At 70.4% G+C, this 21,790-nt stretch carries 19 protein-coding genes; 6 read left to right on the forward strand and 13 right to left on the reverse strand.

Features of this window, described 5'->3' with window-relative positions:
• The first annotated feature begins 1 nt into the window (after position 1).
• Both GGR04_RS03920 and GGR04_RS03925 read left to right on the forward strand, forming a co-directional pair.
• The gene (locus tag GGR04_RS03920) at positions 2 to 1,189 is read left to right on the forward strand and encodes an NAD(P)/FAD-dependent oxidoreductase (protein WP_183198042.1); all 1,188 of its coding nucleotides are present in this window, start codon (positions 2 to 4) and stop codon (positions 1,187 to 1,189) included.
• A gap of 41 nt (positions 1,190 to 1,230) precedes the next feature.
• Complete coding sequence (locus GGR04_RS03925) at positions 1,231 to 2,400, forward strand: acetyl-CoA acetyltransferase (protein WP_183198045.1); 1,170 nt, start codon at positions 1,231 to 1,233, stop codon at positions 2,398 to 2,400.
• A gap of 31 nt (positions 2,401 to 2,431) precedes the next feature.
• On the opposite strand, the gene GGR04_RS03930 is transcribed toward GGR04_RS03925, so the two are convergent.
• The 4 genes from GGR04_RS03930 to GGR04_RS03945 form a co-directional block, all read right to left on the reverse strand.
• Complete coding sequence (locus GGR04_RS03930; protein WP_183198047.1) at positions 2,432 to 2,788, reverse strand: hypothetical protein; 357 nt, start codon at positions 2,786 to 2,788, stop codon at positions 2,432 to 2,434.
• Between the two features lie 220 nt (positions 2,789 to 3,008).
• Entirely contained in the window at positions 3,009 to 4,073 is a 1,065-nt protein-coding gene (gene chvE / locus GGR04_RS03935) for a multiple monosaccharide ABC transporter substrate-binding protein (protein ID WP_183198049.1), read from the reverse strand.
• A gap of 171 nt (positions 4,074 to 4,244) precedes the next feature.
• Complete coding sequence (gene xylA / locus GGR04_RS03940) at positions 4,245 to 5,558, reverse strand: xylose isomerase (protein ID WP_183198052.1); 1,314 nt, start codon at positions 5,556 to 5,558, stop codon at positions 4,245 to 4,247.
• A gap of 110 nt (positions 5,559 to 5,668) precedes the next feature.
• Positions 5,669 to 6,718 (reverse strand): LacI family DNA-binding transcriptional regulator, encoded by a 1,050-nt coding sequence (locus GGR04_RS03945; RefSeq protein WP_183198053.1) that lies wholly within the window; start codon positions 6,716 to 6,718, stop codon positions 5,669 to 5,671.
• Between the two features lie 105 nt (positions 6,719 to 6,823).
• Here GGR04_RS03945 and GGR04_RS03950 point away from each other — a divergent pair, with 105 nt between their 5' ends.
• Positions 6,824 to 7,003 carry a hypothetical protein gene (locus GGR04_RS03950; protein ID WP_210291615.1) on the forward strand — a complete coding sequence of 60 codons (180 nt, stop codon included), beginning with the start codon at positions 6,824 to 6,826 and terminating at the stop codon, positions 7,001 to 7,003.
• 18 nt (positions 7,004 to 7,021) lie between these two features.
• Here GGR04_RS03950 and GGR04_RS03955 read toward each other — a convergent pair whose 3' ends face one another.
• Entirely contained in the window at positions 7,022 to 8,284 is a 1,263-nt protein-coding gene (locus GGR04_RS03955; protein WP_246392663.1) for a multidrug effflux MFS transporter, read from the reverse strand.
• A gap of 437 nt (positions 8,285 to 8,721) precedes the next feature.
• On the opposite strand from GGR04_RS03955, the gene GGR04_RS03960 reads away from it, so the two are divergent.
• Positions 8,722 to 8,928 carry an HNH endonuclease gene (locus tag GGR04_RS03960; protein WP_312857396.1) on the forward strand — a complete coding sequence of 69 codons (207 nt, stop codon included), beginning with the start codon at positions 8,722 to 8,724 and terminating at the stop codon, positions 8,926 to 8,928.
• A gap of 52 nt (positions 8,929 to 8,980) precedes the next feature.
• Here GGR04_RS03960 and GGR04_RS03965 read toward each other — a convergent pair whose 3' ends face one another.
• On the reverse strand, positions 8,981 to 11,350 hold the full coding sequence (locus GGR04_RS03965; RefSeq protein ID WP_183198059.1) for a bifunctional diguanylate cyclase/phosphodiesterase: 2,370 nt from the start codon (positions 11,348 to 11,350) through the stop codon (positions 8,981 to 8,983).
• Between the two features lie 225 nt (positions 11,351 to 11,575).
• Between GGR04_RS03965 and GGR04_RS03970 the strand changes: the two genes are divergently transcribed.
• On the forward strand, positions 11,576 to 11,767 hold the full coding sequence (locus GGR04_RS03970) for a hypothetical protein (protein WP_183198061.1): 192 nt from the start codon (positions 11,576 to 11,578) through the stop codon (positions 11,765 to 11,767).
• 41 nt (positions 11,768 to 11,808) lie between these two features.
• The gene (locus GGR04_RS03975) at positions 11,809 to 12,846 is read left to right on the forward strand and encodes an LLM class flavin-dependent oxidoreductase (protein WP_183198062.1); all 1,038 of its coding nucleotides are present in this window, start codon (positions 11,809 to 11,811) and stop codon (positions 12,844 to 12,846) included.
• 27 nt (positions 12,847 to 12,873) lie between these two features.
• On the opposite strand, the gene GGR04_RS03980 is transcribed toward GGR04_RS03975, so the two are convergent.
• From GGR04_RS03980 to GGR04_RS23840, 7 genes are all read right to left on the reverse strand, one after another.
• Positions 12,874 to 13,551 carry a response regulator gene (locus GGR04_RS03980; RefSeq protein ID WP_183198064.1) on the reverse strand — a complete coding sequence of 226 codons (678 nt, stop codon included), beginning with the start codon at positions 13,549 to 13,551 and terminating at the stop codon, positions 12,874 to 12,876.
• On the reverse strand, positions 13,548 to 16,226 hold the full coding sequence (locus GGR04_RS03985) for a DUF4118 domain-containing protein (protein WP_183198067.1): 2,679 nt from the start codon (positions 16,224 to 16,226) through the stop codon (positions 13,548 to 13,550). Before GGR04_RS03985 ends, GGR04_RS03980 begins: the two co-directional genes overlap by 4 nt.
• Before the next feature lie 120 nt (positions 16,227 to 16,346).
• Positions 16,347 to 16,958: a potassium-transporting ATPase subunit KdpC gene (kdpC, locus tag GGR04_RS03990; RefSeq protein ID WP_183198069.1), complete on the reverse strand. Its 612-nt coding sequence runs from the start codon at positions 16,956 to 16,958 to the stop codon at positions 16,347 to 16,349.
• 13 nt (positions 16,959 to 16,971) lie between these two features.
• Positions 16,972 to 19,026, reverse strand: coding sequence for a potassium-transporting ATPase subunit KdpB (gene kdpB / locus GGR04_RS03995; RefSeq protein WP_183198071.1), 2,055 nt, complete (start codon positions 19,024 to 19,026; stop codon positions 16,972 to 16,974).
• A gap of 72 nt (positions 19,027 to 19,098) precedes the next feature.
• Positions 19,099 to 20,808, reverse strand: a complete 1,710-nt coding sequence (gene kdpA / locus GGR04_RS04000; protein WP_183198073.1) for a potassium-transporting ATPase subunit KdpA — start codon at positions 20,806 to 20,808, stop codon at positions 19,099 to 19,101.
• A gap of 29 nt (positions 20,809 to 20,837) precedes the next feature.
• On the reverse strand, positions 20,838 to 20,924 hold the full coding sequence (kdpF, locus tag GGR04_RS24525; protein ID WP_062205557.1) for a K(+)-transporting ATPase subunit F: 87 nt from the start codon (positions 20,922 to 20,924) through the stop codon (positions 20,838 to 20,840).
• Positions 20,925 to 20,926: 2 nt separating this feature from the next.
• Entirely contained in the window at positions 20,927 to 21,139 is a 213-nt protein-coding gene (locus GGR04_RS23840; RefSeq protein WP_183199050.1) for a hypothetical protein, read from the reverse strand.
• Positions 21,140 to 21,790: the final 651 nt, after the last annotated feature.

The raw sequence follows: 21,790 nt of genomic DNA on the forward strand, positions 1-21,790 counted from the left end.
GATGCCCGCGACACCCGATCGACCCAAGACCGCCGATACCCCGACCGCCCGTCCCGGCGCGGGCGGCCGCGTGCTGGTGGTCGGCGCCGGGATCGCCGGGCTTTCCACCGCCTGGGCGCTGATCCGGCGCGGCTTCGCGGTGGAGGTGTTCGAAGCGGGGCCGGTGCCCAATCCGCGCAGCTCGTCGCATGACGAGCACCGCATCACCCGCCACGCCTACGGCCCGTTCGCCGGCTATGCCCGGATGATGCCCGAGGCCTTCGCCGCCTACGAGCGCCTCTTCGCCGATCTCGGCGCCCGGCACATCGACGAGCGTCCGATCCTCGTGCTCCAGCGTGAGGCGAGCGACTGGTTCGCGGCAAGCCTTGCCGATCTCGGCGCGCTCGGGATCGCCCATCGCGAACTCTCGCCCGCCGCCATCGCCGAGCGCTACCCGATGCTGGATGCCACGGGCGTCTCGGCAGCCTTTCTCAGCGAGGGCGCGGGAATGCTGTTTCCCATCCGCATCCTCACCGATCTCGTGGTGCATCTGGCGGGGCGCGGCGTCGTCTTCCATCCGCACACCCGCGTCGAGGCGGTGGACCAGGAGGCCGGCACGCTGCGGGCGGGCGGCGTGACCCATGGCGGCGACGCGGTGGTGGTGGCCGCCGGGGCCTGGGCCGGCCGGCTCGTGCCGGAGTTGCGCGGCCTCGCCGTGCCCTCGCGACAGACCGTGATCTATCTCGCCCCGCCGCCGGCGCTGCACGACGCCTGGCGCGCGGCGCCGGTGATCATCGATCTCGGCGAGCGCAGCGGCACCTACACGCTGCCGCCGAGCCCGGGAACGCGGCTGAAGATGGGCGACCACCACTTCACCCGGCGCGGCGACCCCGACGACGACCGCGTGGCCGAGGCCGCCGACGTCGCGCGGCTGGAGGCGGCGGCGCGCCTCGCCTATCGCGGCTTCGACCGCTACACGCGGCTCGAGCACAAGATCTGCTATTATACGGTCACCGAGGACGAGAGCTTCGTGGTGAAGCCCATCGGCGCGCGCGGCTATCTGCAGAGCGCCTGTTCGGGCCACGGCTTCAAGCTGGCGCCGCTGATCAGCGAGGGCGTGGCCGATGCGATTGCCGGCGCACGGCCGCGAGACGGGCTGGAATCCTGGGCGGCCGGCCGCGAGGAGACGGGCGGGCGCCGCGCCGCTTAGAGTCGGCACCGCCGCACCGAAGGATCAGGGAGGAGACGGACATGGCAGAGGCACAGATCGTCGGCTGGGCGCATTCGCGCTTCGGCAAGTCCGAGGCGGCCTCGACGCTCGAACTTATGGCCGAGGTGGTGCCGCCCGCCCTCGCCCATGCCGGGCTCGGCGCCGCGGACGTCGACGCGATTTTCGTCGGCGTCTTCAACAACGGCTTCTCGGCGCAGGACTTCCAGGCTTCGCTCGTCGCGATGGGCACGCCGGACCTGGCGCATACCCCCGCGACGCGGCTCGAAAACGCCTGCGCCACCGGCTCGGCGGCGATCCATGCCGCGCTCGACTTCATCGGCGCGGGCCGCGGGCGCGTGGCGCTCGTGGTCGGCGCCGAGAAGATGACGGCGGTGCCGACGGCCGAGACCGGCGACATCCTCCTTGGCGCCTCCTACCGGACCGAGGAGGCAGGCGTCGAAGGCGGCTTCGCGGGCCTCTTCGGGCGCCTCGCCGCCCATTACTTCCAGCGCCACGGCGACCGCTCGGACGAACTTGCCGCCATCGCCGCCAAGAACCACCGCAACGGCGCGGCCAACCCCTATGCCCACATGCAGCGCGACGTCGGCTATGCATTCTGCCGCGACGTCTCGGAGCGCAACCCGCTCGTGGCGCCGCCGCTGCGCCGCACCGACTGCTCGCTCGTTTCGGACGGCGCCGCCGCGCTGGTGCTGGCGGATGCCGAGATCGCGGCGGACCTGCCGCGCGCGGTCGCCTTCCGGGGGCGGAGGCAGGCCAACGACATTCTCGCCCTGTCGCGACGCGACCCCATCGTCTTCGAGGGCGCGCGTCGCGCCTGGAGCCAGGCGCTCGGCGATGCCGGTCTGACGCTGGACGATCTCGACCTCGTGGAGACGCACGACTGCTTCACCATCGCCGAGCTCATCGAATACGAGGCGATGGGTCTCGCGGCACCCGGCGAGGGCCATCGCGTGGTGCGCGAGGGCTGGACCGAGCGCGGCGGTCGCCTGCCGGTCAATCTCTCCGGCGGCCTCAAGTCCAAGGGCCACCCGATCGGCGCCACCGGCGTCTCCATGCATGTGATGGCGGCGATGCAGCTTTGCGACGAGGCCGGGGCGATGCAACTGCCCGGCGCCTCGCTCGCCGGGGTCTTCAACATGGGCGGCGCCGCCGTCGCCAACTACGTCTCGATCCTCGAGCGCATGCGCTGACCACCCGTTCCGCCGGCTACGGCGGCGGCCACTACTCGGCGCGGGCGACCCGCAGGAAGCGGTCGGGCGCGAGGCGCGGAGCGGGCACGGCATCGCGGGCGGCGGCCAGCGTCGAGGGACGCTCGCGCGGGTCGAGCATCGCGGCCGCCATCGCCTCGATCGTGGTGGGCGAGTAGACATGGCCCTGCGGCGTGCGGATCCACGGGTGGAGGCCTTCGCGCTCGCGATCGGCCTGCATGCCGATCGCGTAGTTGATGGCGTGGCGCAACGACGACCAATGCCCGGCCGTCTGCTCGCGAGCCGAAGGGCCGATGTTCCATACGTTGGGGTCGGGCTTCTCGGTCCGATGCCCCCAGATGAGCGTGGTGATCTCGTCCAACTGGCCCATGATCCCCGTCCTTTCCGGTCGCGCGATCCGTAAGGCGCGAATGCGCCGGCCCCGTATCACTGTCGGATCAACGCGGGCGGCACCGAGACGTTGCACCCGGCAGAAGGTCTGCACCGCACAGGCGCCGGACGCTTGGCGAACGTCACGAAAAAAGGGCGACACATTCGTGCCGCCCTCGCTCGCTGCAGGTTCGATCGTCGCTGGTTCGGGCGGCGAGCCGCTACTTCAGCTGGTCTTCGGTGTAGTAGCCGCTGTCGACGAGGATCTGCTTGTAGTTCTCCTTCGTCACCAGCACCGGCTTCAGGAGGTAGGACGGGATCACCTTGACGCCGTTGTTGTAGCTCTTGGTGTCGTTGACGGTCACTTCGGTGCCCGCCGCCATCGCGTCCACCATGTCGACCGTGACCTTGGCGAGGTCGCGCGTGTCCTTGAAGACGGTGGAGGTCTGGTCGCCCGCGATGATCGACTTGACCGACGGGGCCTCGGCGTCCTGACCGGTGATCACCGGCATCTTGCGGGTCCCCGTGCCGTAGCCGACGCCCTTCAAGGAGGAGATCACGCCCCGCGCGATGACGTCGTTGGGAGCGAGGATCGCGTCCACGGCCTTGTCGGAATAGTAGGCCGACAGGATGTTGTCCATGCGCGACTGCGCGGTCGCCGCGTCCCAGCGCAGCGTGCCGACCGTCTCCATGCCCTGCTGGCTGGAGCCAATCGTCAGCTTGCCCGAGTCGATGTAGGGCTTCAGCACGCTCATCGCACCGTCGTAGAAGAAGTAGGCGTTGTTGTCGTCCGGCGAGCCGCCGAAGAGCTCGATGTTGAAGGGTCCCTTGCCGTCCTTCAGGCCGAGGCTCTGCTCGATCGAGGTGCCCTGGATCACGCCGACCTGGAAGTTGTCGAAGGTCGCGTAGTAGTCGACGTCGGGCGAATTGCGGATCAGCCGGTCGTAGGCGATGACCTTGATGCCCTTGGCATGGGCCTGCGCTAGGATGTCGGTCAGCGTCGTGCCGTCGATCGAGGCGACCACGAGCACCTTGGCGCCCTTGGTGACCATGTTCTCGATCTGGGAGAGCTGGGTCGGGATGTCGTCGTCGGCATATTGCAGGTCGGGGCTGTAGCCCTTTTCCTTCAGCTGCTTGACGATGTTGTTGCCGTCGTCGATCCAGCGCGCGACGGTCTTGTCGGGCATGGCGACGCCGATGGCGCCCTTGTCCTGGGCCTGCGCGCCGGTGGCGGCGAAGGCCAGTGCGAGCGCGGCGCCCGCGAGCAGTCTCTTGATGGATGTCATGACGGTTCGTCTCCTCCCAGAGCGGGCCGGACGCGGTAGAGCGTCGGGCCCTGACGGTTTCGATGGACTTGAGCCACCGGGCGGCGAGGCGCCCGGCGAAACGACGGCCGCATCCGGCCGGGTGGGGATGTCCGGGCAAACGGCCATTCGGCCCTTCGCCCGCGAGGCCTCTCAGACGTAGCGGTTGAGAAGGCTCTCGAGATATTCCTGGCGGCCCGAGCGGGGCTGCGGCTGCAGGCTGCGCCCGCGCGCCGCTACCTCTTCGAGCGTGTGCCGGCCATCGAGGATGGCACGATTCTCGGCCGTGTCCCAGCCCGCGTAGCGCGCCTTCAGCGGGCCTTCGAGCGCGCCATCCGTGAGCATGCGCTCGGCCGCCAGCAGCGCACGGGCGCAGGCGTCCATCGAGGCGACGTGGGCGATCACGAGATCCTGCGGGTCTATCGACTGGCGGCGGATCTTGGCGTCGAAGTTGAGCCCGCCCGTGGAGAAGCCGCCATGCTTCAGCATCTCGTGGAAGACGAGAGCCATCTCCTTCACGTCCATCGCGAACTGGTCGGTGTCCCAGCCCAGGAGATCGTCGCCGCGGTTGATGTCGAGCGAGCCGAACAGGCCGCAGGCATAGGCGAGCTTGACCTCGTGGTCGAAGGAATGGCCGGCGAGGATGGCGTGGTTCTGCTCGAGATTGAGCTTCACGTCGTTCGTCAGGTCATACTTCTGCAGGAAGCCGAAGACCGTTGCGGTGTCGAAATCGTACTGGTGCTTGGAGGGCTCCCGGGGCTTGGGCTCGATCAGGATCGGCCCCTCGAAGCCGATCTTGTGCTTGTAGTCGACGAGCATCGACAGGAAGCGCCCGAGCTGGTCGAGCTCGCGCCCCATGTCGGTGTTGAGCAGCGTCTCGTAGCCCTCGCGTCCGCCCCAGCACACGTAGTTCTCGCCCTTCAGGCGATGGGTCACGTCGAGCGCGGCCTTCACCTGCCCGCAGGCATAGGCGAAGACGTCGGGGTCCGGATTGGTGGCGGCGCCCGCCATGTAGCGGCGGTGCGAGAAGAGGTTGGCGGTGCCCCAGAGGAGCTTCACCTTCGAGGCCGCCATCTTCTCCTCGAAGAGTTCGCCGATCGCGTTGAGATTGTCGATCGAGCCCTGCAGCGTCTCACCCTCGGGCGAGACGTCGGCATCGTGGAACGAGAAGAAGGGCACGTCGATGAGCCGAAACAGCTCGAACGCCACGTCGGCCTTCTCGCGCGCCCGCGTCATCGGGTCGCCGGCCTGCATCCAGGGCCGCAGGAAGGTCTCGCCGCCGAAGGGATCGCCGCCCGGCCAGGTGAAGGAATGCCAGTAGCAGGCGGCGAAGCGCAGATGGTCCTCCATCCGGCGGCCCATCACCTCGCGGTTCTTGTCGTAGAAGCGGAAGTGCAGCGGGTCGCTCGACCCCTCCCCCGCAAAGCGCGCCGCCTCGTCGAGGCCGAAGAATGGGGCCGTTGCCATGCACGTCTCTCCCGGATCGTCACCGGTCGCCTCCTGCCGGCAACCTGTCTTGAGATACGTACCTCAGAAGATCGTATGGATGCAATGGCGTCTCGCCCGAGCGTGTGTCGTCAGGCTTCGGGGAGGTTGTCGCGCAGGAGGATCTCGATGCGGATGCGCTCCTGCGACTCGTCGATCCGGGTGCCGGAGAGCTGCGCGAGCGCCAGGCGCAGCGCCGAGCGCGCCTCGTGGCCAGCATCCTGCGCGATGAGCGCATCCACCGCGCCGCGCTCGATGAGCGGGCGCGTCTCGGCGGTCAGCTCGTGGGCGACGACGCAGGCCTGCGAGCCCGCGTCTTCCAGCGCTCGCGCCAGACCGACATTGCCGGCGCCGGCACTGTAGACGGCCGCGATGCGAGGATGCGCGGCGAGGAGTTCGGCGACCGCGGCCCTTGCCCGCACGGGGTCGTCCTCGCCCTCCCATACGCCCGCGAGGCGCAGATGCGGGAAACGCTCGCCGAGCACCGCCGCGAAGCCGTCGAGACGATCGCGATGGTCGCGCAGCGCCCGCGAGCCGAGGAGCACCGCCACCTCGGCGGGCTCGGGCCCCAGGAACCGGCCGACGAGCGAGCCGGCGACGCGGCCCGCCGCCCGGTTGTCGATGCCGACATAGCGGCTGCGGCGCGAGCCGGGAACGTCCGAGACGAGCGTGATCACGGGCACGCCGCGCGCGGCGGCCGCGTCGATCGCGGCGGCGACGAGCGGATCGTCGAGCCCGACGGCCACCACCGCGTCGCTCAAGCCTGCGGCGGCCTCGATCGCCTCGGCGAGGCGCGTCGGGCGCAGGGTCTCGGCCGCGGCGAGCGTCAGGTCGAGGCGGCGGGCTCCGAGAAGCCGCGCGGCGCGGCTCAACTCCTCGCCGAGCCGCCGCATGAACGGGTTGCCGCCGCTCGGCAGCACGGCGGTGACGCGATGGCGCACGCGGCGCGCGAGGTCGGCCGCCCCGGCATGGCGCTCGAAGCCGAGCGCAGCCACCGCCGCCTCGACGCGCGCGATCGTCGCGGGGCGAACGCCGGCGCGCCGGTTCACCACGCGGTCGGCGGTGGCCAGACTCACCCCCGCGACGCGCGCGACGTCGGTCAGCGTCGGAACACCCTGCGGCGCACCCAGGCTCGCGCTCATGCCACGCCCCCGCGAGCCGAAGCGACGCATTGATTTCCGGCTCCCGGCCTGCGATGCCGTTTCGGGGAGGGTTGGACGCGGCCGCGTTGCGCGAAAGGACGAGACATGGAGGACGACATGGATCCGATCATGACCATCCTTCGGCTCGTGGAGGAAGAGGACGACGGCGATCGAATCGCACGACGCTTCTTCCAGATCCATCCGGAGGCCGATCGACAGGCCTTTCTCGACGCCTGCCACGTGGCGCTCGACATCATCGGCCTGAAGCCGCAGCAGCTTCACTGATCGCAGCAGTGCGCCTCGTCAGGGACGCGGCGCGGCGTTGACCGGCTCGAACAGGCTCCCGCGCTCGGTCACGAGGACGATGGCGATCGAGAGGGCGCCGAGCCCGGCATAGCCGAGCGTCAGCGGCACGGCGGTGCCGTCGTAGTGCTGGCCGATGTAGAAGCCCAGCAGCGCCCCGATCACCGTGGTGACGAAGCCCTGGAACGAGGCCGCCGTGCCGGCGACGCGCCCCACCGGATCCATGGCCATGGACGAGAAATTCGACATGATGAGGCCGAAGCAGAACATCATGGCGGCCTGCAGCACCACGAAGACGGCGAGCGACTCGTGGCCGCTCCAGGCGATGGCGGCATGCAGCGCGGCGAAGGCCGTGAAGCCGAACATCGCCGTGTGCGAGACGCGGCGCATGCCGACCCGCTCGACGATGCGCGCGTTGACGAGCGAGGACACCGCGATGAAGAGCGCGATGCCCGCGAAGATCAGCGGGAAGGCCGAGCCGGTGCCGAACACCTCGACGAAGATCTGCTGCGCCGAGTTGATGAAGCCGAACAGCGCGCCGAGAATGGCGGCGGAGGCCAGCGTATAGCCGAGCGCGGCGCGGTTGGTGGCGACGATGCGGAAGGCGCCGAGCACCGAGGCGACCGAGATCGGCGTGCGGCGCTCGGGCGGCAGCGTCTCGGGCAGGCGGGCGAGCGACCAGATCGCGACCGCGAAGCCGAAGAGGCCGAGCACCAGGAAGATCCACTCCCAGGGCGCCAGGAGCACGATGGCCTGCCCGACGCTCGGCGCGATCACCGGCACCGCGATGAAGACGATGAAGGCGAAGGACATGACGCGCGCCATGTGGCGGCCGGAATAGCAGTCGCGCACGATCGAGACGGCGAGCACCCGCGTCGCGGCCGAGCCGATGCCCTGCACCACGCGTGCCCAGATCATCTGATCCAGCGAGGTCGCGAATGCCGCCGCGCCGCTCGCGAGAACGTAGACGACGAGCCCGAAGAGCAGCACCGGGCGGCGGCCGAAGCGGTCGGACAGTGGCCCGTAGAAGAGTTGCGCGACGCCGAAGCCGAGAAGATAGGAGGTGATGACGAGCTGGCGCTGGTTCTCCTCGACCACGCCGAGCGCGTCGCCGATCTGCGGCAGCGCCGGCAGCATGGCGTCGATCGCCAGCGCGTTGATCGCCATCAAGGCCGCGACGAAGCCGACGAATTCGCGAAAGCCCATGCCGGGGTGCGGCACGCGGCGCGGCTCGACATCCGCGGTCTCGACGAGGTTCGTCATCGCAACGCCATCCCATGATCGGACGATCGGAGTTCCGACCATGGCGGGGGCATGTCATGGCGCCGACCCCGATGGCAAGCCTCGCGAATCGATCTTTCCCCGTCCCGGCTCTCCGTTCCGCCCGGCGCAGCGCGCGCCCGGCGCCTCGTGGAAATGCCGGAATGGGGCGAGTGGAGCGTCATCGTGTCCCGGCGATCCGCCCTTTTCGGCGGCGAGGCCCAGCTCCAGATCCTGCTCTGGATTCCCCACCCGAGACAGCGAATGCACGGTCGACTTCCTTTCGCGCCCCGTGAGCCCCGATGACGTCGCGGCGGCGACGACGGGTGGCAGGCCGGCGCGACGACGGGCCTCCCGCCCCCGGCGCGGCCGAGGCGGCGTCGGCGACGTGCTGGTTGTGCGCGCGGCCTCTGGGTGCGCGGATCGAATGGCATCATGCCGTGCCGAAGAGCCGGGGCGGGCGGATCGTGGTGCCCGTGCACCCGATCTGCCACCGCACGCTGCACGCCGCGCTGTCGAACGCCGAGCTGGCGCGGCTCGAGCGCGAGGGCACGCCGCTCGCGCAGACCCCGCAGATCGAGCGGTTCCTGCGCTGGATCGCCGACAAGCCGCCCGACTTCCACGCGCCGACCCGCAGCGCGCGCTGACGACGCGAGACCCACCATCTCGCGGCGCTTCGTTCGGTGAAGGCGAGCCCGGTCAGGCCGCGCCGGCGACGTGCCGCCAGGGGTCGTCGACGCCGGCGCAGAGCCGTCCGGGCCGCCCGATGAGATAGCCCTGGACGGCGTCGCAGCCGAGCGAGCGCAGCAGCGCCAGTTCCTCGTCGGTCTCCACCCCTTCCGCGAGCGTCGGGATCTCCAGCATCTTGCCCATCTGGGTGATCGCCGTGAGCACGGCCATGCAGTGGCGATCGGTGGCCGCGGCCATGACGAAGCTGCGGTCGATCTTGATCCGGTCGAGCGGGAAGTCGCGCAGATGCGCGAGCGAGGAATAGCCGGTGCCGAAATCGTCCATGGCGATCTTCACGCCGAGGGTCCGAAGGTCGCGCAGCACGCGGGCGACCTCGGTTCCGTCCTCCACCATCGCCGTCTCCGTCAGCTCGATCTCGAGCCGGCTCGGCGCCAGTCCGCTCTGCGCCAGCGCATTCGTGACATGCGAGAGAAACAGCGGCGAGCGCAGCTGGACCGGCGAGACGTTCACCGCGACATGGCGATGCACGGCCCATGTCGCGGCCTCCCGGCATGCGGTCTCCAGTACCCACTTGCCGATGAGCACGATCTGGCCCGTTTCCTCCGAGAGCGGAATGAAGGCCGGCGGCGGCACGAGGCCGCGCGTCGGGTGCTCCCAGCGGATGAGCGCCTCGAAGCCGATGATCCTGTCGTCGGGAAGCGAGAGGAAGGGCTGGTAGGCGAGATGGAACTCGGCCCTCTCCAGCGCCCGCTCGAGATCGGCCTCGAGCGTCTGGCGGCTCGCCGCGGCCTCGAGCATGCCGGCGCGGTAGCGTGAGACGCGGCCGCGGCCGTTGCGCTTGGCTTCGTAGAGCGCGATGTCCGCCCGCTTCATCATCTCGACGGGATCGCAGGCGTCGTGGCTGCCGCACAGACCGATGCTGCAGCCGATGGAGATGCGGATGTCCTCGATGAGGAACGGTTCGGCGAGGGCCCCGACGATCGCCTCGGCGAGCGCCGTCGCGGCGTCGAGATCGCAGGGCACGATGAGCGCGATCTCGTCGCCGCCCATGCGGGCGCAGAAGGCCTCGCTCCCGGCGACGGCGCGGATCCGGCTCGCGACCTCGACGAGGAGGAGGTCGCCGACGCCGTGGCCGTGACTGTCGTTGACCGACTTGAAGCGATCGAGATCGAGGAGAAGCAGGCTGAACCGCACGCCGGGTTCGACCGCCTCGGCCATGCGCAGCGACAGGGCGTGGCGGTTGGCGAGCCCGGTGAGCGAATCATGGAAGGCCAGATGCGCGATGCGATCCTGGGCGGTGCGGTCGCTGGTGACGTCGTCGAAGGTGAGAACGGCGCCGCCGCCGGGAACGGGGCGAACCTCGATGTCGAGGATGCGACCGTCGGGCATCGGCCAATCGCCCCGGGTGCCCGCGCCCGGCGACACCCCCTCGCCGATGCCGTGCGCGATGGCGACGCGCTGCCCGTCGGCCCAGCCCTGGATCGCGCAGACGAGGCGCAGCAGCGCCTCGAAGGGCATGGTGCGGGTGATCTGCTCCGGCAGGAGGCCGAACATCTCGAGATAGCGGTCGTTGTAGAGCCCGACCTTGCGATGGGCGTCGATGAACAATAGCCCGTTCGACATGTTGTGCAGCGCCGTCGACAGGATCGTCGAATGGGCGCGCTCCTGCGCCTCGAACCGCTTGGCGGCGAGAACCGTGAGGAACGCGCCGAGGAAGATCACGATCGCCCCGGCGGCGGTGAAGATGCTGAGCGTGATCGTGTCGCTCTTGCCGCTCTCGAACCCGGGAAGCTGGACGAAGCTCGTACCCGAGATCGCCGTGAAATGCGCCCCGCAGACGCCGAGGGTGAAGAGCGCCGAGGTCGCGAGGTTCGACCTCGACGCGAGGCGCAGGCCCCGGGCCAGAGCCAGCGCGCTCGCGCCGACGAGGCAGGCCGCGAGGCTCGCGGCGGGCGAGTACACCTGGAGGCAGCCGTCGATGGCCTTCATGCCGGTGTAGTGCATGGCGCCGACGCCGAGGCCCGCCGCCGCGCCGAACGTCACCGCGAGCGCGCGGGACCGGACGAGCGCCGAGAGGGTGAGCGGCAATCCCACCGCGAGAATGCCGAGCATCGCCGACCAGGCCGTGCCGAGCACCCCGTAGGAGAGGATGATGTCGGTCCGGTAGCCGAGCATGGCGATGAAATGCGTCGTCCACACGCCGAGGCCGGCGACCACCGCGATGCTTCCGAGCCACCACCGGCGGGACGGCGGCGCGGCGCATTCGGACTGCGCGATGAGAACCGACAGGAGCCACCCCGCGACGACGCAGATGACGAGCGCGGTGGCGACGAAGCCGAGGGAGTGTTGCGAGGCGAGGGAGAGAAGCGTCGAGGTCATAAGGCCACCTTGCCGAAAAGCTGTGACCGATCGGCGAACGCGAATGGTGAACCAATCGATCGCCGCCGACATGCTGGCCGCGCGATCCGCGCGGATCGTCGCGGGGGGCCGGCCGGGCCGAGGCGGCGGGGTGGCGGCCGGATATCTGTGGATCGCCGCGAGGTGCCTCGCGCCGGCGCGACGCCGCGAGGCATCATGGCGCCAGCGAATCGAAAGGACCGACCGATGGGCGAGGCTGCACGCACCACCCCCCCGACACTGGAACTCGAAGCGGCGGTCGACCGGGCGATCGAACGGGCGGGCGGCGACGTGCGCCATGCCATCCGCATGCTGGCGATCCGCCAGCACGAACTGGAGACGAAGCTGGCGACCACGGTGAGCGCGGGCTATATCCGCCGAAGCCCGATCGCCGGCTGACGGCGCGGGCCGGGCGGCCGCGCGGCATGACGGAGGTCTCGATGCCCCAGACGATCGAACTCGGGCTCGACACGTTCGGCGACGTGACGAGAGGCCCCGAGGGAGCGCCGCTGACGCATGCCGCGGTGCTGCGCGACGTCGTCGCCGAGGGCGTCCTCGCCGACGAGCTCGGCGTCGACTTCATCGGCATCGGCGAACACCACCGCGAGGATTTCGCGGTGTCGGCGCCCGAAGTGCTGCTCGCCGCCATCGCCGCGCGCACCCGCCGCATCCGCCTCGGTTCGGCGGTGACGGTGCTCAGCTCCGACGATCCGGTGCGCGTTTTCCAGCGCTTCGCGACGCTCGACGCGGTGTCGGAAGGGCGCGCCGAGGTGATCCTCGGACGCGGCTCCTTCACCGAGTCCTTCCCCCTCTTCGGCTTCGAGCTGTCGCAATACGAAGCGCTGTTCGAGGACAAGCTCGATCTCTTCTCGGCGCTGATCCGCGAGGATGCCGTGACCTGGCAGGGCACGACGCGGCCGCCGCTGCGCGACCAGCGCGTGTTTCCCCCGATCGAGCGGGGCCGGCTGAAGACCTGGATCGGCGTCGGCGGCAGTCCGGAATCGGTGGTGCGCGCGGCGCGCTACGACCTGCCGATGATGCTGGCGATCATCGGCGGCGACCCCCCGCGCTTCCGCCCCTATGCCGATCTCTACCGCCGCGCCTTCGCGCAGCTCGATCGTCCCGTGCAGCCGATCGGCGTCCACTCGCCCGGCTATGTCGGCGAAAGCGACGCGGCGGCACGCGAGGATCTCTGGCCCGACTACCGGCAGATGCGCGACCGCATCGGCGCCGAGCGCGGCTGGCCGCCGATGACGCGCGAGGAGTTCGACCGCGAGGCCGACGCCGGCTCGCTCTATGTCGGCTCGCCCGAGACGGTGGCGCGCCGCATCGCCTCGACCGCCAGGACCCTCGGTCTGTCGCGCTTCGACCTGAAATACAGCGCCGGTCCCCTGCCCCACGAAAAGCTGATGCGCTGCATCGAGCTCTACGCCACGAAGGTGATGCCGCGGGTGCGCGAGATCCTCGCCGAGAGCTGAGCGCGACGACCGCTGGATGGCGCCGTCTCAGATCAGCCGGTAGCCGATGCCCGGCTCCGTGACGATCAGGCGGGGGGCGGCGGGATCGCGCTCCAGCTTGGCCCGCAGGTGCCCGACATAGACGCGCAGATATTGCGTATCGTGCTCGTTGGCCGGGCCCCAGACGCCGCGCAGCAACTGGCGATGCGTCATCACCGTGCCGGCGTGGCGGAACAGCATCTCGAGCAGCGCGAACTCGCGTTTCGTCAGCCGGATCTCCTCCTCGCCCCGGTGCACCCGGTGCGCCTCGCTGTCGAGCGTCACCTCGCCCGAGCGGAACGACGTGTCGCGCGAGGAGCGCGAGCGATGGCGCAGCGCCGCGCGGATTCGCGCCATCAGCTCGCCGACGCCGAAGGGCTTGTTGACGAAGTCGTCGGCGCCGAGATCGAGCGCATGCACCTTCTCGGCCTCGCGATCGCGCGCCGAAAGCACGACGATCGGTACGTCCGAGACGCGGCGCAGCCGCTCGATCACCACCTTGCCGTCGATGTCGGGCAGGCCGAGATCGAGAACGAGGATGTCGGGCCGGCGCTCGCTCGCCAGCGCGAGTGCCTCCTCGCCCGTCGTCGCCTGCACCACGTCGTATCCCTCGGCCGCCAGCGACGGGCGCAGGAAGCGGTGGATCGCCGGCTCGTCGTCGACCACCAGCACGAGGGCGCACGTCATCGATCGTTCCCCCGTTCGTTCGGCAGGCGCAGGCGAAACACCGCGCCGCGCGGGTGGGCGGGGTCGGGCGGCACGAGCTCGATCGTGCCGCCATGAGCCTCCAGGATGCCCTTGGCGATGGCGAGGCCGAGACCGGCGCTCTCGCCGCCGTCGGCCGCGGAGCGCCGCGCGCGGGTGAACTTCTCGAAGACGTGGGCGCGCAGGGTCTCGGGCACGCCGGGCCCGTCGTCGGCGATCTCGACGGTGAACCCGTCCTCGCCGCTTGCCGCCGACAGCGTGACATGCGCGCCCGCGCCAGCATGGCGCACGGCGTTGGCGACGACGTTGCCGAGCGCCTGGTCGAGAAGGCCGCCATCGGCGCGCAGCAGCGGCAACGGCCGCTCGCGCGGGGGGATGGCGAAGCGCTGGGGAGCGCCGCGCCGCTTCGCCAGATCCACCACGCGCTCCAGCGCCTCGCCGAGATCCACCCAGTCGCGGTCGAGTTCGAGGGCGCCCGCTTCCAGCCGCGTCATCGACAGGAGATTGCGCACCATCGTGTCGAGATGGCGGGCCTCGTCGCGCACCTGACCGAGGAGGTCGAGGCGCGCGGCGCGATCGAGCCGGTCGTCGTAGTCGATGAGCGCGGTGGCGGAGCCGAGCACGCAAGCGAGCGGGGTGCGGAAGTCGTGGCTGATGGAGGCGAGCAGGATGTTGCGCACGCGCTCGGTCTCGGCGGCGGTGCGCACGAGGCGCATCTCGTCCGACAGGAGCGCGCGGTGGAGCGCGGCCGCCGTCTGTTCGGCGAGCGCGGCGAGGAGCGTGCGCGTCTCGCGATCGAGCGGCGCGGCGTCGCCGGTGCGCTCGATGCCGAGGACGCCAACGCGGCCCTCGGGCGCGGCGAGCGGCAGGAAGGTCCAGCCGCTGTTCGGCAGCGTCGCCGTACCCTCGCCCGCCGGCTCGCCGCGATCGAAGGCCCAGCGGGCGGCGGCAAGGGCGGGCGTTCCCAGCCGGTCGTCCGGCGGCCAAGCCGCGGCGATGGCGAGATCGGCGCCGTCCAGCCGCAACAGCACGCAGGCGCGCCCGATCGCGGCATGCACCTCGCTCGCCGCCGCCTCCATCACCGCCCCGGCATCCGGCAGGGCCGAGAGCGCCTTGGTGAACTCGTAGAGACGGCGCGCGGCGCGGGTGCGGGCGGCCGAAGCGCGCATCTGCTCGCGCGCCCGGCCCGCAAGTGCCGAGATCGACACGGCGATGATGAGGAAGATCGCGAGCGCCAGCACCTCGTGCGGCCGTGCCACGGTGAAGCTGCCGGTGGGCTCGATGAAGACGAAGTTGTAGGCGCCGAACGAGAGGAACGAGGCGAAGACCGCCGGCCAGACGCCGTACGCGACGGCGGGCACGAGCACGGCGAGGAGATAGAGCATCGAGAGGTTGGGCAGCGGCACGAAGCGCAGCAATTGCGATCCCATCAGCGTCGCGGCGCCGACGCTGGCCGCCGCGCTCGCATAGCCGATCCAGCCGCCGAAGGCCGGCATCGCGAACGCGCGAGCACCCTCGTCGGCTTCGCCCGTGATGACGTGGATCGACACCCCGGCGGCGCGCCGCACGAGCGCATCGGCCAGGCTCGGCCGCGGCCAGCCGAGGGCGGACGCGCGGCGGCGCGCCTTGCCGACGACGATCTGCGTGACGTTCTCGAAGCGGGCGAAGCGCAGGAGTTCGTTTCGCAGGTCGGACGCCACGAGATGGCGCGTCTCGGCGCCGAGCGTGCGGGCGAGCTGCATCGCGCTCTCCAGCCGGGCGGCGGCGGTCTCGCCTTGCGTGGTGCCCGGCCGCTCGATCGTCACCGCGAACCAGGGCGCGTCGAGAAGATCGGCGAGGCGCTTGGCGCCGCGCACGAGCCGCTCGGCGGCGTCGGTGGGGCCGAGGCAGACGAGCAGCCGCTCGCCGGCCGCCCAGGGGCCCTCGATGGCACCGCCTTGCATGCGCTCCAGAAGGTCGCTGTCCACCTGCGCGGCCACCTGGCGCAGCGCCAGTTCGCGCAGCGCCGTGAGGTTGGAAGGCTTGAAGAAGTTCTGCGTGGCGCGGGTCGCGGTGTCCTCGACATAGACCTTGCCCTCGGCGAGCCGGCGGATGAGCTCGTCGGAGGGCAGATCGACCAGCACGATCTCGTCGGCCACCTGCAGCGTGGTGTCGGGCACGGTCTCGCGCACGCGCACGCCCGTGATGCGCTGGACGACGTCGTTGAGACTCTCGACATGCTGGACGTTCATCGTGGTCCAGACGTCGATGCCGGCGGCGAGACATTCGGCGACGTCCTGCCAGCGCTTGGGGTGGCGCGAGCCCGCGACGTTGGAATGGGCGTATTCGTCGACGAGAAGAAGCCCGGGCCGGCGCTCCAGCGCGGCGTCGATGTCCAATTCGGCCACCAGCCGGCCGCGATAAGGCACGCGTCGGCGCGGCAGGATCTCGAGATCGGCGACCATCGCCTCGGTGTCGGCACGCCCGTGCGTCTCGACGATTCCGACGAGGACCGCGCGCCCCGCGCCCGCTGCGGCGCGCGCCGTCTGCAGCATGGCGAAGGTCTTGCCGACGCCGGGCGCGGCGCCGAGAAACAGCCGCAGCCGACCCCGCCCCTCGCGCCCGGCCTCGGCGAGAAGCGCATCGGCGCTGGCGCGCGGAGCCTCGTCCCGGTTCATGGGCCTCGCTGTCCTTCTCGATCGGCTGCGAGGCGATGGTCCTGCCCCGCGCCGTCACATCTGCCTTCGAACGTCATAGCGCCGGCACCGGCCGATGCCCACCGAGGGCGCCTCGTCGCCTCACCCCGCGGGCGAGGCCGAAGCCGTCGGCACCCCATCCGCAGGTACCGGCGCCGCAGCGTCGAGGGCGAGGTTGGCGGCGAGGACGTTGACGCGGGGCTCGCCGAGAAAACCGAGCGTGCGGCCCGTGGTGGCGGCGGCGAGGACGCGGCGGACGGTGTCGACCGGCAGGCCGCGCGCCTCGGCGATGCCGGCCGCCTGGAGGTCGGCGAAGGCGGGCGAGATTTCGGGGTCGAGCCCGCTGCCCGACGTCGTCACCGCGTCGGCCGGCAAGAGGGCGGCGCCCGTCCGGGCGCGCAGCACCGCCGCGTCGGTCGCCAAGCGCTCGGCGAGCGTGGCGCTGGTCGGCCCGAGATTGCTGCCCGACGAGGCCGAGGCGTCGTAGCCGGCGCCGGCCACGGAAGGGCGCGGATGCAGGTAGCGGGCGTCCGCGAAAGACTGGCCGACGAGCCGCGAGCCGACCGCGACGCCGTCGCGCATCACGAGGCTGCCCTTTGCCTCCTCGGGAAAGAGCGCGCCGGCGACGGCCGTCATGGCGAGCGGATAGAGAAGGCCGAGAAGCACGGTGAGGACGCCGAGCAGCGTGGCGGCGGCGCGAAGTTGAGCGAGCATGGGATGGGTCCTTTCAGGCGAGAGCCAGCGCGGAGACCGCGAGGTCGATGAGCTTGATGCCGGCGAAGGGCACGAGGATGCCGCCGAGGCCGTAGACGAGGAGGTTGCGCCGCAGCACGGTGGCGGCGTCCAGTGCCCGGTAGGGCACGCCGCGCAACGCCAGCGGGATCAGCGCCACGATGACGAGGGCGTTGAAGATGACCGCCGAGAGAATGGCGCTCTCGGGCGACGCCAGCCCCATGACGTTGAGGATTGCGAGCTGCGGGATGGCGGCGACGAACAGCGCCGGGATGATCGCGAAATACTTCGCGACGTCGTTGGCGATCGAGAAGGTGGTGAGGGAGCCGCGCGTCATCAGGAGCTGCTTGCCGATGCCGACGATCTCGATGAGCTTGGTCGGATCCGAGTCGAGATCCACCATGTTTCCGGCCTCGCGGGCGGCCTGCGTGCCCGTCTGCATGGCGACGCCGACATCGGCCTGCGCGAGCGCCGGGGCGTCGTTGGTGCCGTCGCCGCACATCGCCACGAGCCGGCCCTGGCGCTGCTCGTTGCGGATGTAGTTCAGCTTGTCCTGCGGGGTGGCCTCGGCGATGAAGTCGTCGACGCCCGCCTCCGAGGCGATGGCGGCGGCGGTGACGGGATTGTCGCCGGTGACCATGACCGTGCGGATGCCCATGCGGCGCAGTTCGGCGAAGCGCTCCTTGATGTCGGGCTTCACGACGTCCTTCAGGTGGACGACGCCGATGAAGCGGCCGTTCTCGGCGAGGCCCAGCGGCGTGCCGCCGGACTTCGCGATGCGCTCCACCGCGGCGGTGAAGGCTGCGGGCTCGGGCACCTCGCGACCCGCGCTCTCGCGCACGAAGCGGCGGACGGCATCGACCGCGCCCTTGCGCACGTGCCGGTCGCCCCGGTCGACGCCCGACAGGCGGGTGGCGGCCGAGAAGGGAATGAAGACGGCGTCCGCGGGCGCGGCGTCGGGCAGCGAGACGCCATGCCGCTCGCGCGCCAGCACGAGAATCGAGCGGCCTTCGGCCGTCTCGTCGGCAAGACTCGCCTCGGCCGCGGTTCGTGCCGCCTCGGCGTCGCCGACGCCCTCCACGGGCACGAACTCGGCCGCCATGCGGTTGCCGAAGGTGATGGTGCCCGTCTTGTCGAGAAGCAGCGTGTCGACATCGCCCGCCGCCTCCACCGCGCGGCCCGACATGGCCAGCACGTTGTGGCGGATGAGGCGGTCCATGCCGGCGATGCCGATGGCCGAAAGGAGTCCGCCGATCGTGGTGGGAATGAGCGTCACGAGAAGCGCCACGAGGATCGGCACGGAGACGGCCGCGCTGGCATAGCGCGAGAAGCCCGTGAGTGTGACCACGGCGACGAGGAAGATCAGCGTCATGCCGACGAGGAGGATCGTCAGCGCCAGCTCGTTCGGCGTCTTCTGCCGCTCGGCGCCCTCCACCAGCGCGATCATGCGATCGAGGAAGGACGAGCCGGGCGCGGCGGTGATGCGCACCACCAGCCAGTCGGACACGACCGTGGTGCCGCCGGTGACGGCGGAGCGGTCGCCGCCGGCCTCGCGGATCACGGGCGCGGACTCGCCGGTGATCGCGGCCTCGTTCACCGAGGCGATGCCCTCGACGATCTCGCCGTCGCCGGGGATCACGTCGCCGGTCTCCACGAGAACGTGGTCGCCGAGCTTCAGATCGAGCGCCGAGACGCTCACGGTCGCGGTGCGATCCCGAGGGTTGGCGAGGCGCCGGGCCGGCGTGTCGGTGCGCGCCTTGCGCAGACTATCGGCCTGCGCGCGCCCCCGCCCCTCCGCGATCGCCTCGGCGAAATTGGCGAAGAGCACCGTGAACCAGAGCCAGGCGGTGATCTGGCCGGTGAAGAGAAGCGGGTTTCCCGCCACGAGATCGCGCAGGAAGAGCACCGTGACGACCGCCGCCACCGCCTCGGTGACGAAGATCACGGGGTTGCGCGCGAGGGCGCGCGGGTCGAGCTTGCGGACGGCGTCGAGCGCGGCGCGCCCGACGAGATCGGGCCGGAAGGTGGATGCGGCGGCTTTGGAAGCCATGGAACGGGTTCCCTGAGGATCGGGCTCGGAGGAGCCGACGGAGGACGGAAGGAGCGGGGCCGGCTTGAGGCGTCAGAAGGTCTGGCCGGCGAGCATCTGCACCTGTTCGGCGATCGGCCCGAGAGCGAGCGCGGGAAAGAACTGCAGCCCGCCGAGGATGAGGATGATGCCCGCCAGCAGCCCGACGAAGAGGGGTCCGTGCGTCGGGAACGTGCCGGCCGAGGGGGCGAGCCGGGTCTTCTCCACGAGCGAGCCGGCGATGGCCATCATCGGCACGATGTAGGCGAAGCGGCCGATGAGCATGGCGAGGCCGAGCGTCGTGTTCCACCAGGGCGAATTGGCCGAGAGGCCGCCGAAGGCCGAACCGTTGTTGCCGGCCGCCGAGGTGTAGGCGTAGTAGATTTCGGAGAGCCCGTGCGGTCCGGCATTGCCGAGCCCGGCCAGCGCCGCCGGCAGCACCGCGGCAACCGACGAGAAGCCGAGGATCGCGGCGGGCAGCACAAGGATCGCGAGGATCGCCATCTTCATCTCCTTGGCCTCGATCTTCTTGCCGAGATATTCCGGCGTGCGCCCGACCATCAGCCCGGCCACAAAGACCGAGACGATCGCGATCACCAGGATGCCGTAGAGGCCGGAGCCGACACCGCCCGGCAGGATCTCGCCGAGCATGATGAGCACCATCGGCACCATGCCGCCGATGGGCGTGAAGGAGCCGTGCATGGCGTTGACGGCGCCGTCCGAGAGACCCGTCGTGACGGCGGCGAACATCGCGGAGGCCGCCAGGCCGAAGCGCACCTCCTTGCCCTCCATGTTGCCGCCCGCGGGATCGAGGCCGGCGGCCGCGAGGATGGGCGTGCCCGCCGCCTCCGCCCAGTAGGCGACGGCGATGCCGGTGACGAGCAGCAGCCCCATGACCGAGAGAATCGCGGCGCCCTGGCGGCGGTCGCCGACGATGCGGCCGAAGGCGAAGACCATGGCGGTGGAGACCACCAGCATCTGCCAGATCGTCAGCGCGTTGGAGAGCGGCGACGGGTTCTCGTAGGGGTGTGCCGAGTTGGCGTTGTAGAAGCCGCCGCCATTGGTGCCGAGCTGCTTGATCGCGAGCTGCGAGGCGACGGGCCCGAGCGCCAGCGTCTGCTCGCTTCCCTCCAGCGTGGTGAGCGTGGCGGCGGCTTCCAGCGTCTGCGGCGTGCCCATCGACACCTGCCAGAGGCCCGTGACGATCGCGAGCGGCAGCAGCACGTAGAGCGTCGCACGGGTCATGTCGGCGAAGAAGTTGCCGACCGTCTTCTGCCCGGACCGCGCGAAGGCTCGCACGAGCGCCACCGCGAGCGCCATGCCGGTGGCCGCCGAGAGGAAGTTCTGCACGGTGAGGCCGGCCATCTGGCTGAGATGGCTCATCGTCGTCTCGCCGCCGTAGCTCTGCCAGTTCGTGTTGGTGACGAAGGAGACGGCGGTGTTGAAGGCCAGATGCGGCGACAGGCCGGCGAAGCCTTGCGGGTTCAATGGCAGCACGCCCTGCCCGCGCAGCAACGCGTAGAGCAGCAGAAAGCCGCCGGCGTTGAAGGCGAGCATGCCCAGCGTATAGCCGAGCCAGCTCTGCTCGCGGGCGGGATCGATGCCGGCCAGGCGGTAGAACCCGCGCTCGACGGGGCCGAGGATCGGCGTGAGGAATGTGCGCTCGTTTGCGAAGACGCGCCCGATGAAGGCGCCGAGCGGGATCGCGACGGCCAGCACCGCCGCGAGGATGACGAGAATCTGCAGCCAGCCCATGACCGTCATGGCACGTGCCTTTCAATAGTCGGAAGGGGTCAGAACCGCTCGGGCCGCACGAGGGCGAATACGAGATAGCCGGCGAGGGCGAGCGCGACGGCGCCGCCGAGGACGAGATCGAACATCGTCAGGCCTGTCCGGCCCAGCGCGCATAGGCGCCCATCAAGACGAAGAAGCCCAGCCCCGTGGCCAGGTAGAAAAAATCGAACATGGCGGTGCCCTCCTTGGGGATCACCCCAGGAGTGCCGCAGGCCGGCGTAAAAAATCGATGCGAGTTTTCGGCGGAAATCGGCGGGTCGGTGGGATTTGAACGGCCGGGTGGCAGGTCTTCGCTCTTCACCGTTCGCCCGCCGATGCGCCGCGACGCCGCGATGGACCGTCAGCGCCGGGTGCGTCGGATCAAGATCGGCGAGGCGTGCCGCACAATCGCCGGCCGCCGCGTTGCCGGCGACGATAAAGCTTGTGCCCAATGGCCTCGGACGTCGGGTTCTCGTCCTTCGGGATCAGATACTGGGTGTTGGGAGCGATAATGCGAACGCCCTCGTCGTCGAAGAACCGACGCAGACTTGGATCGAAGGACGGGGTCCGGCCGCAGCAGTCCTCCGCAGTCGGCCAAAACGGGACGAGCTTCGTATCCCGGACGATTCCGTCCTGTGCCGGGTCCTCCATCTGGGTGTCCCCGGTTCCATCCGTCATGAGCAGGACTATGGCCCTGGCCGTCTGTCTCGTCAGCCCGTCTCCAGGCTTCGTGATCGCCTTCTGCAGCTCCCCGAAGGCGAAATGCGCGTTCGTGCCGGCCTCCCGCGTCGAGAGATCGATCTTCGGGACCGGAGGCGATGGCGCTCGCGGAGCCCGTCAGAGGCATGTTGCGAACGAGGAATGGATCGGTTCGTCCGCCCTCACGCCTCTGTCCCGACCTCCGCAGCGTCGATCGGCCGGCGCGGTCAATCCACGGGATAATGGAGAGCATCGCGGCCGCAAACTGCCCCTT

Origin of the sequence: Aureimonas pseudogalii (assembly GCF_014196835.1) — a bacterium.
GTDB lineage: Bacteria > Pseudomonadota > Alphaproteobacteria > Rhizobiales > Rhizobiaceae > Aureimonas > Aureimonas pseudogalii.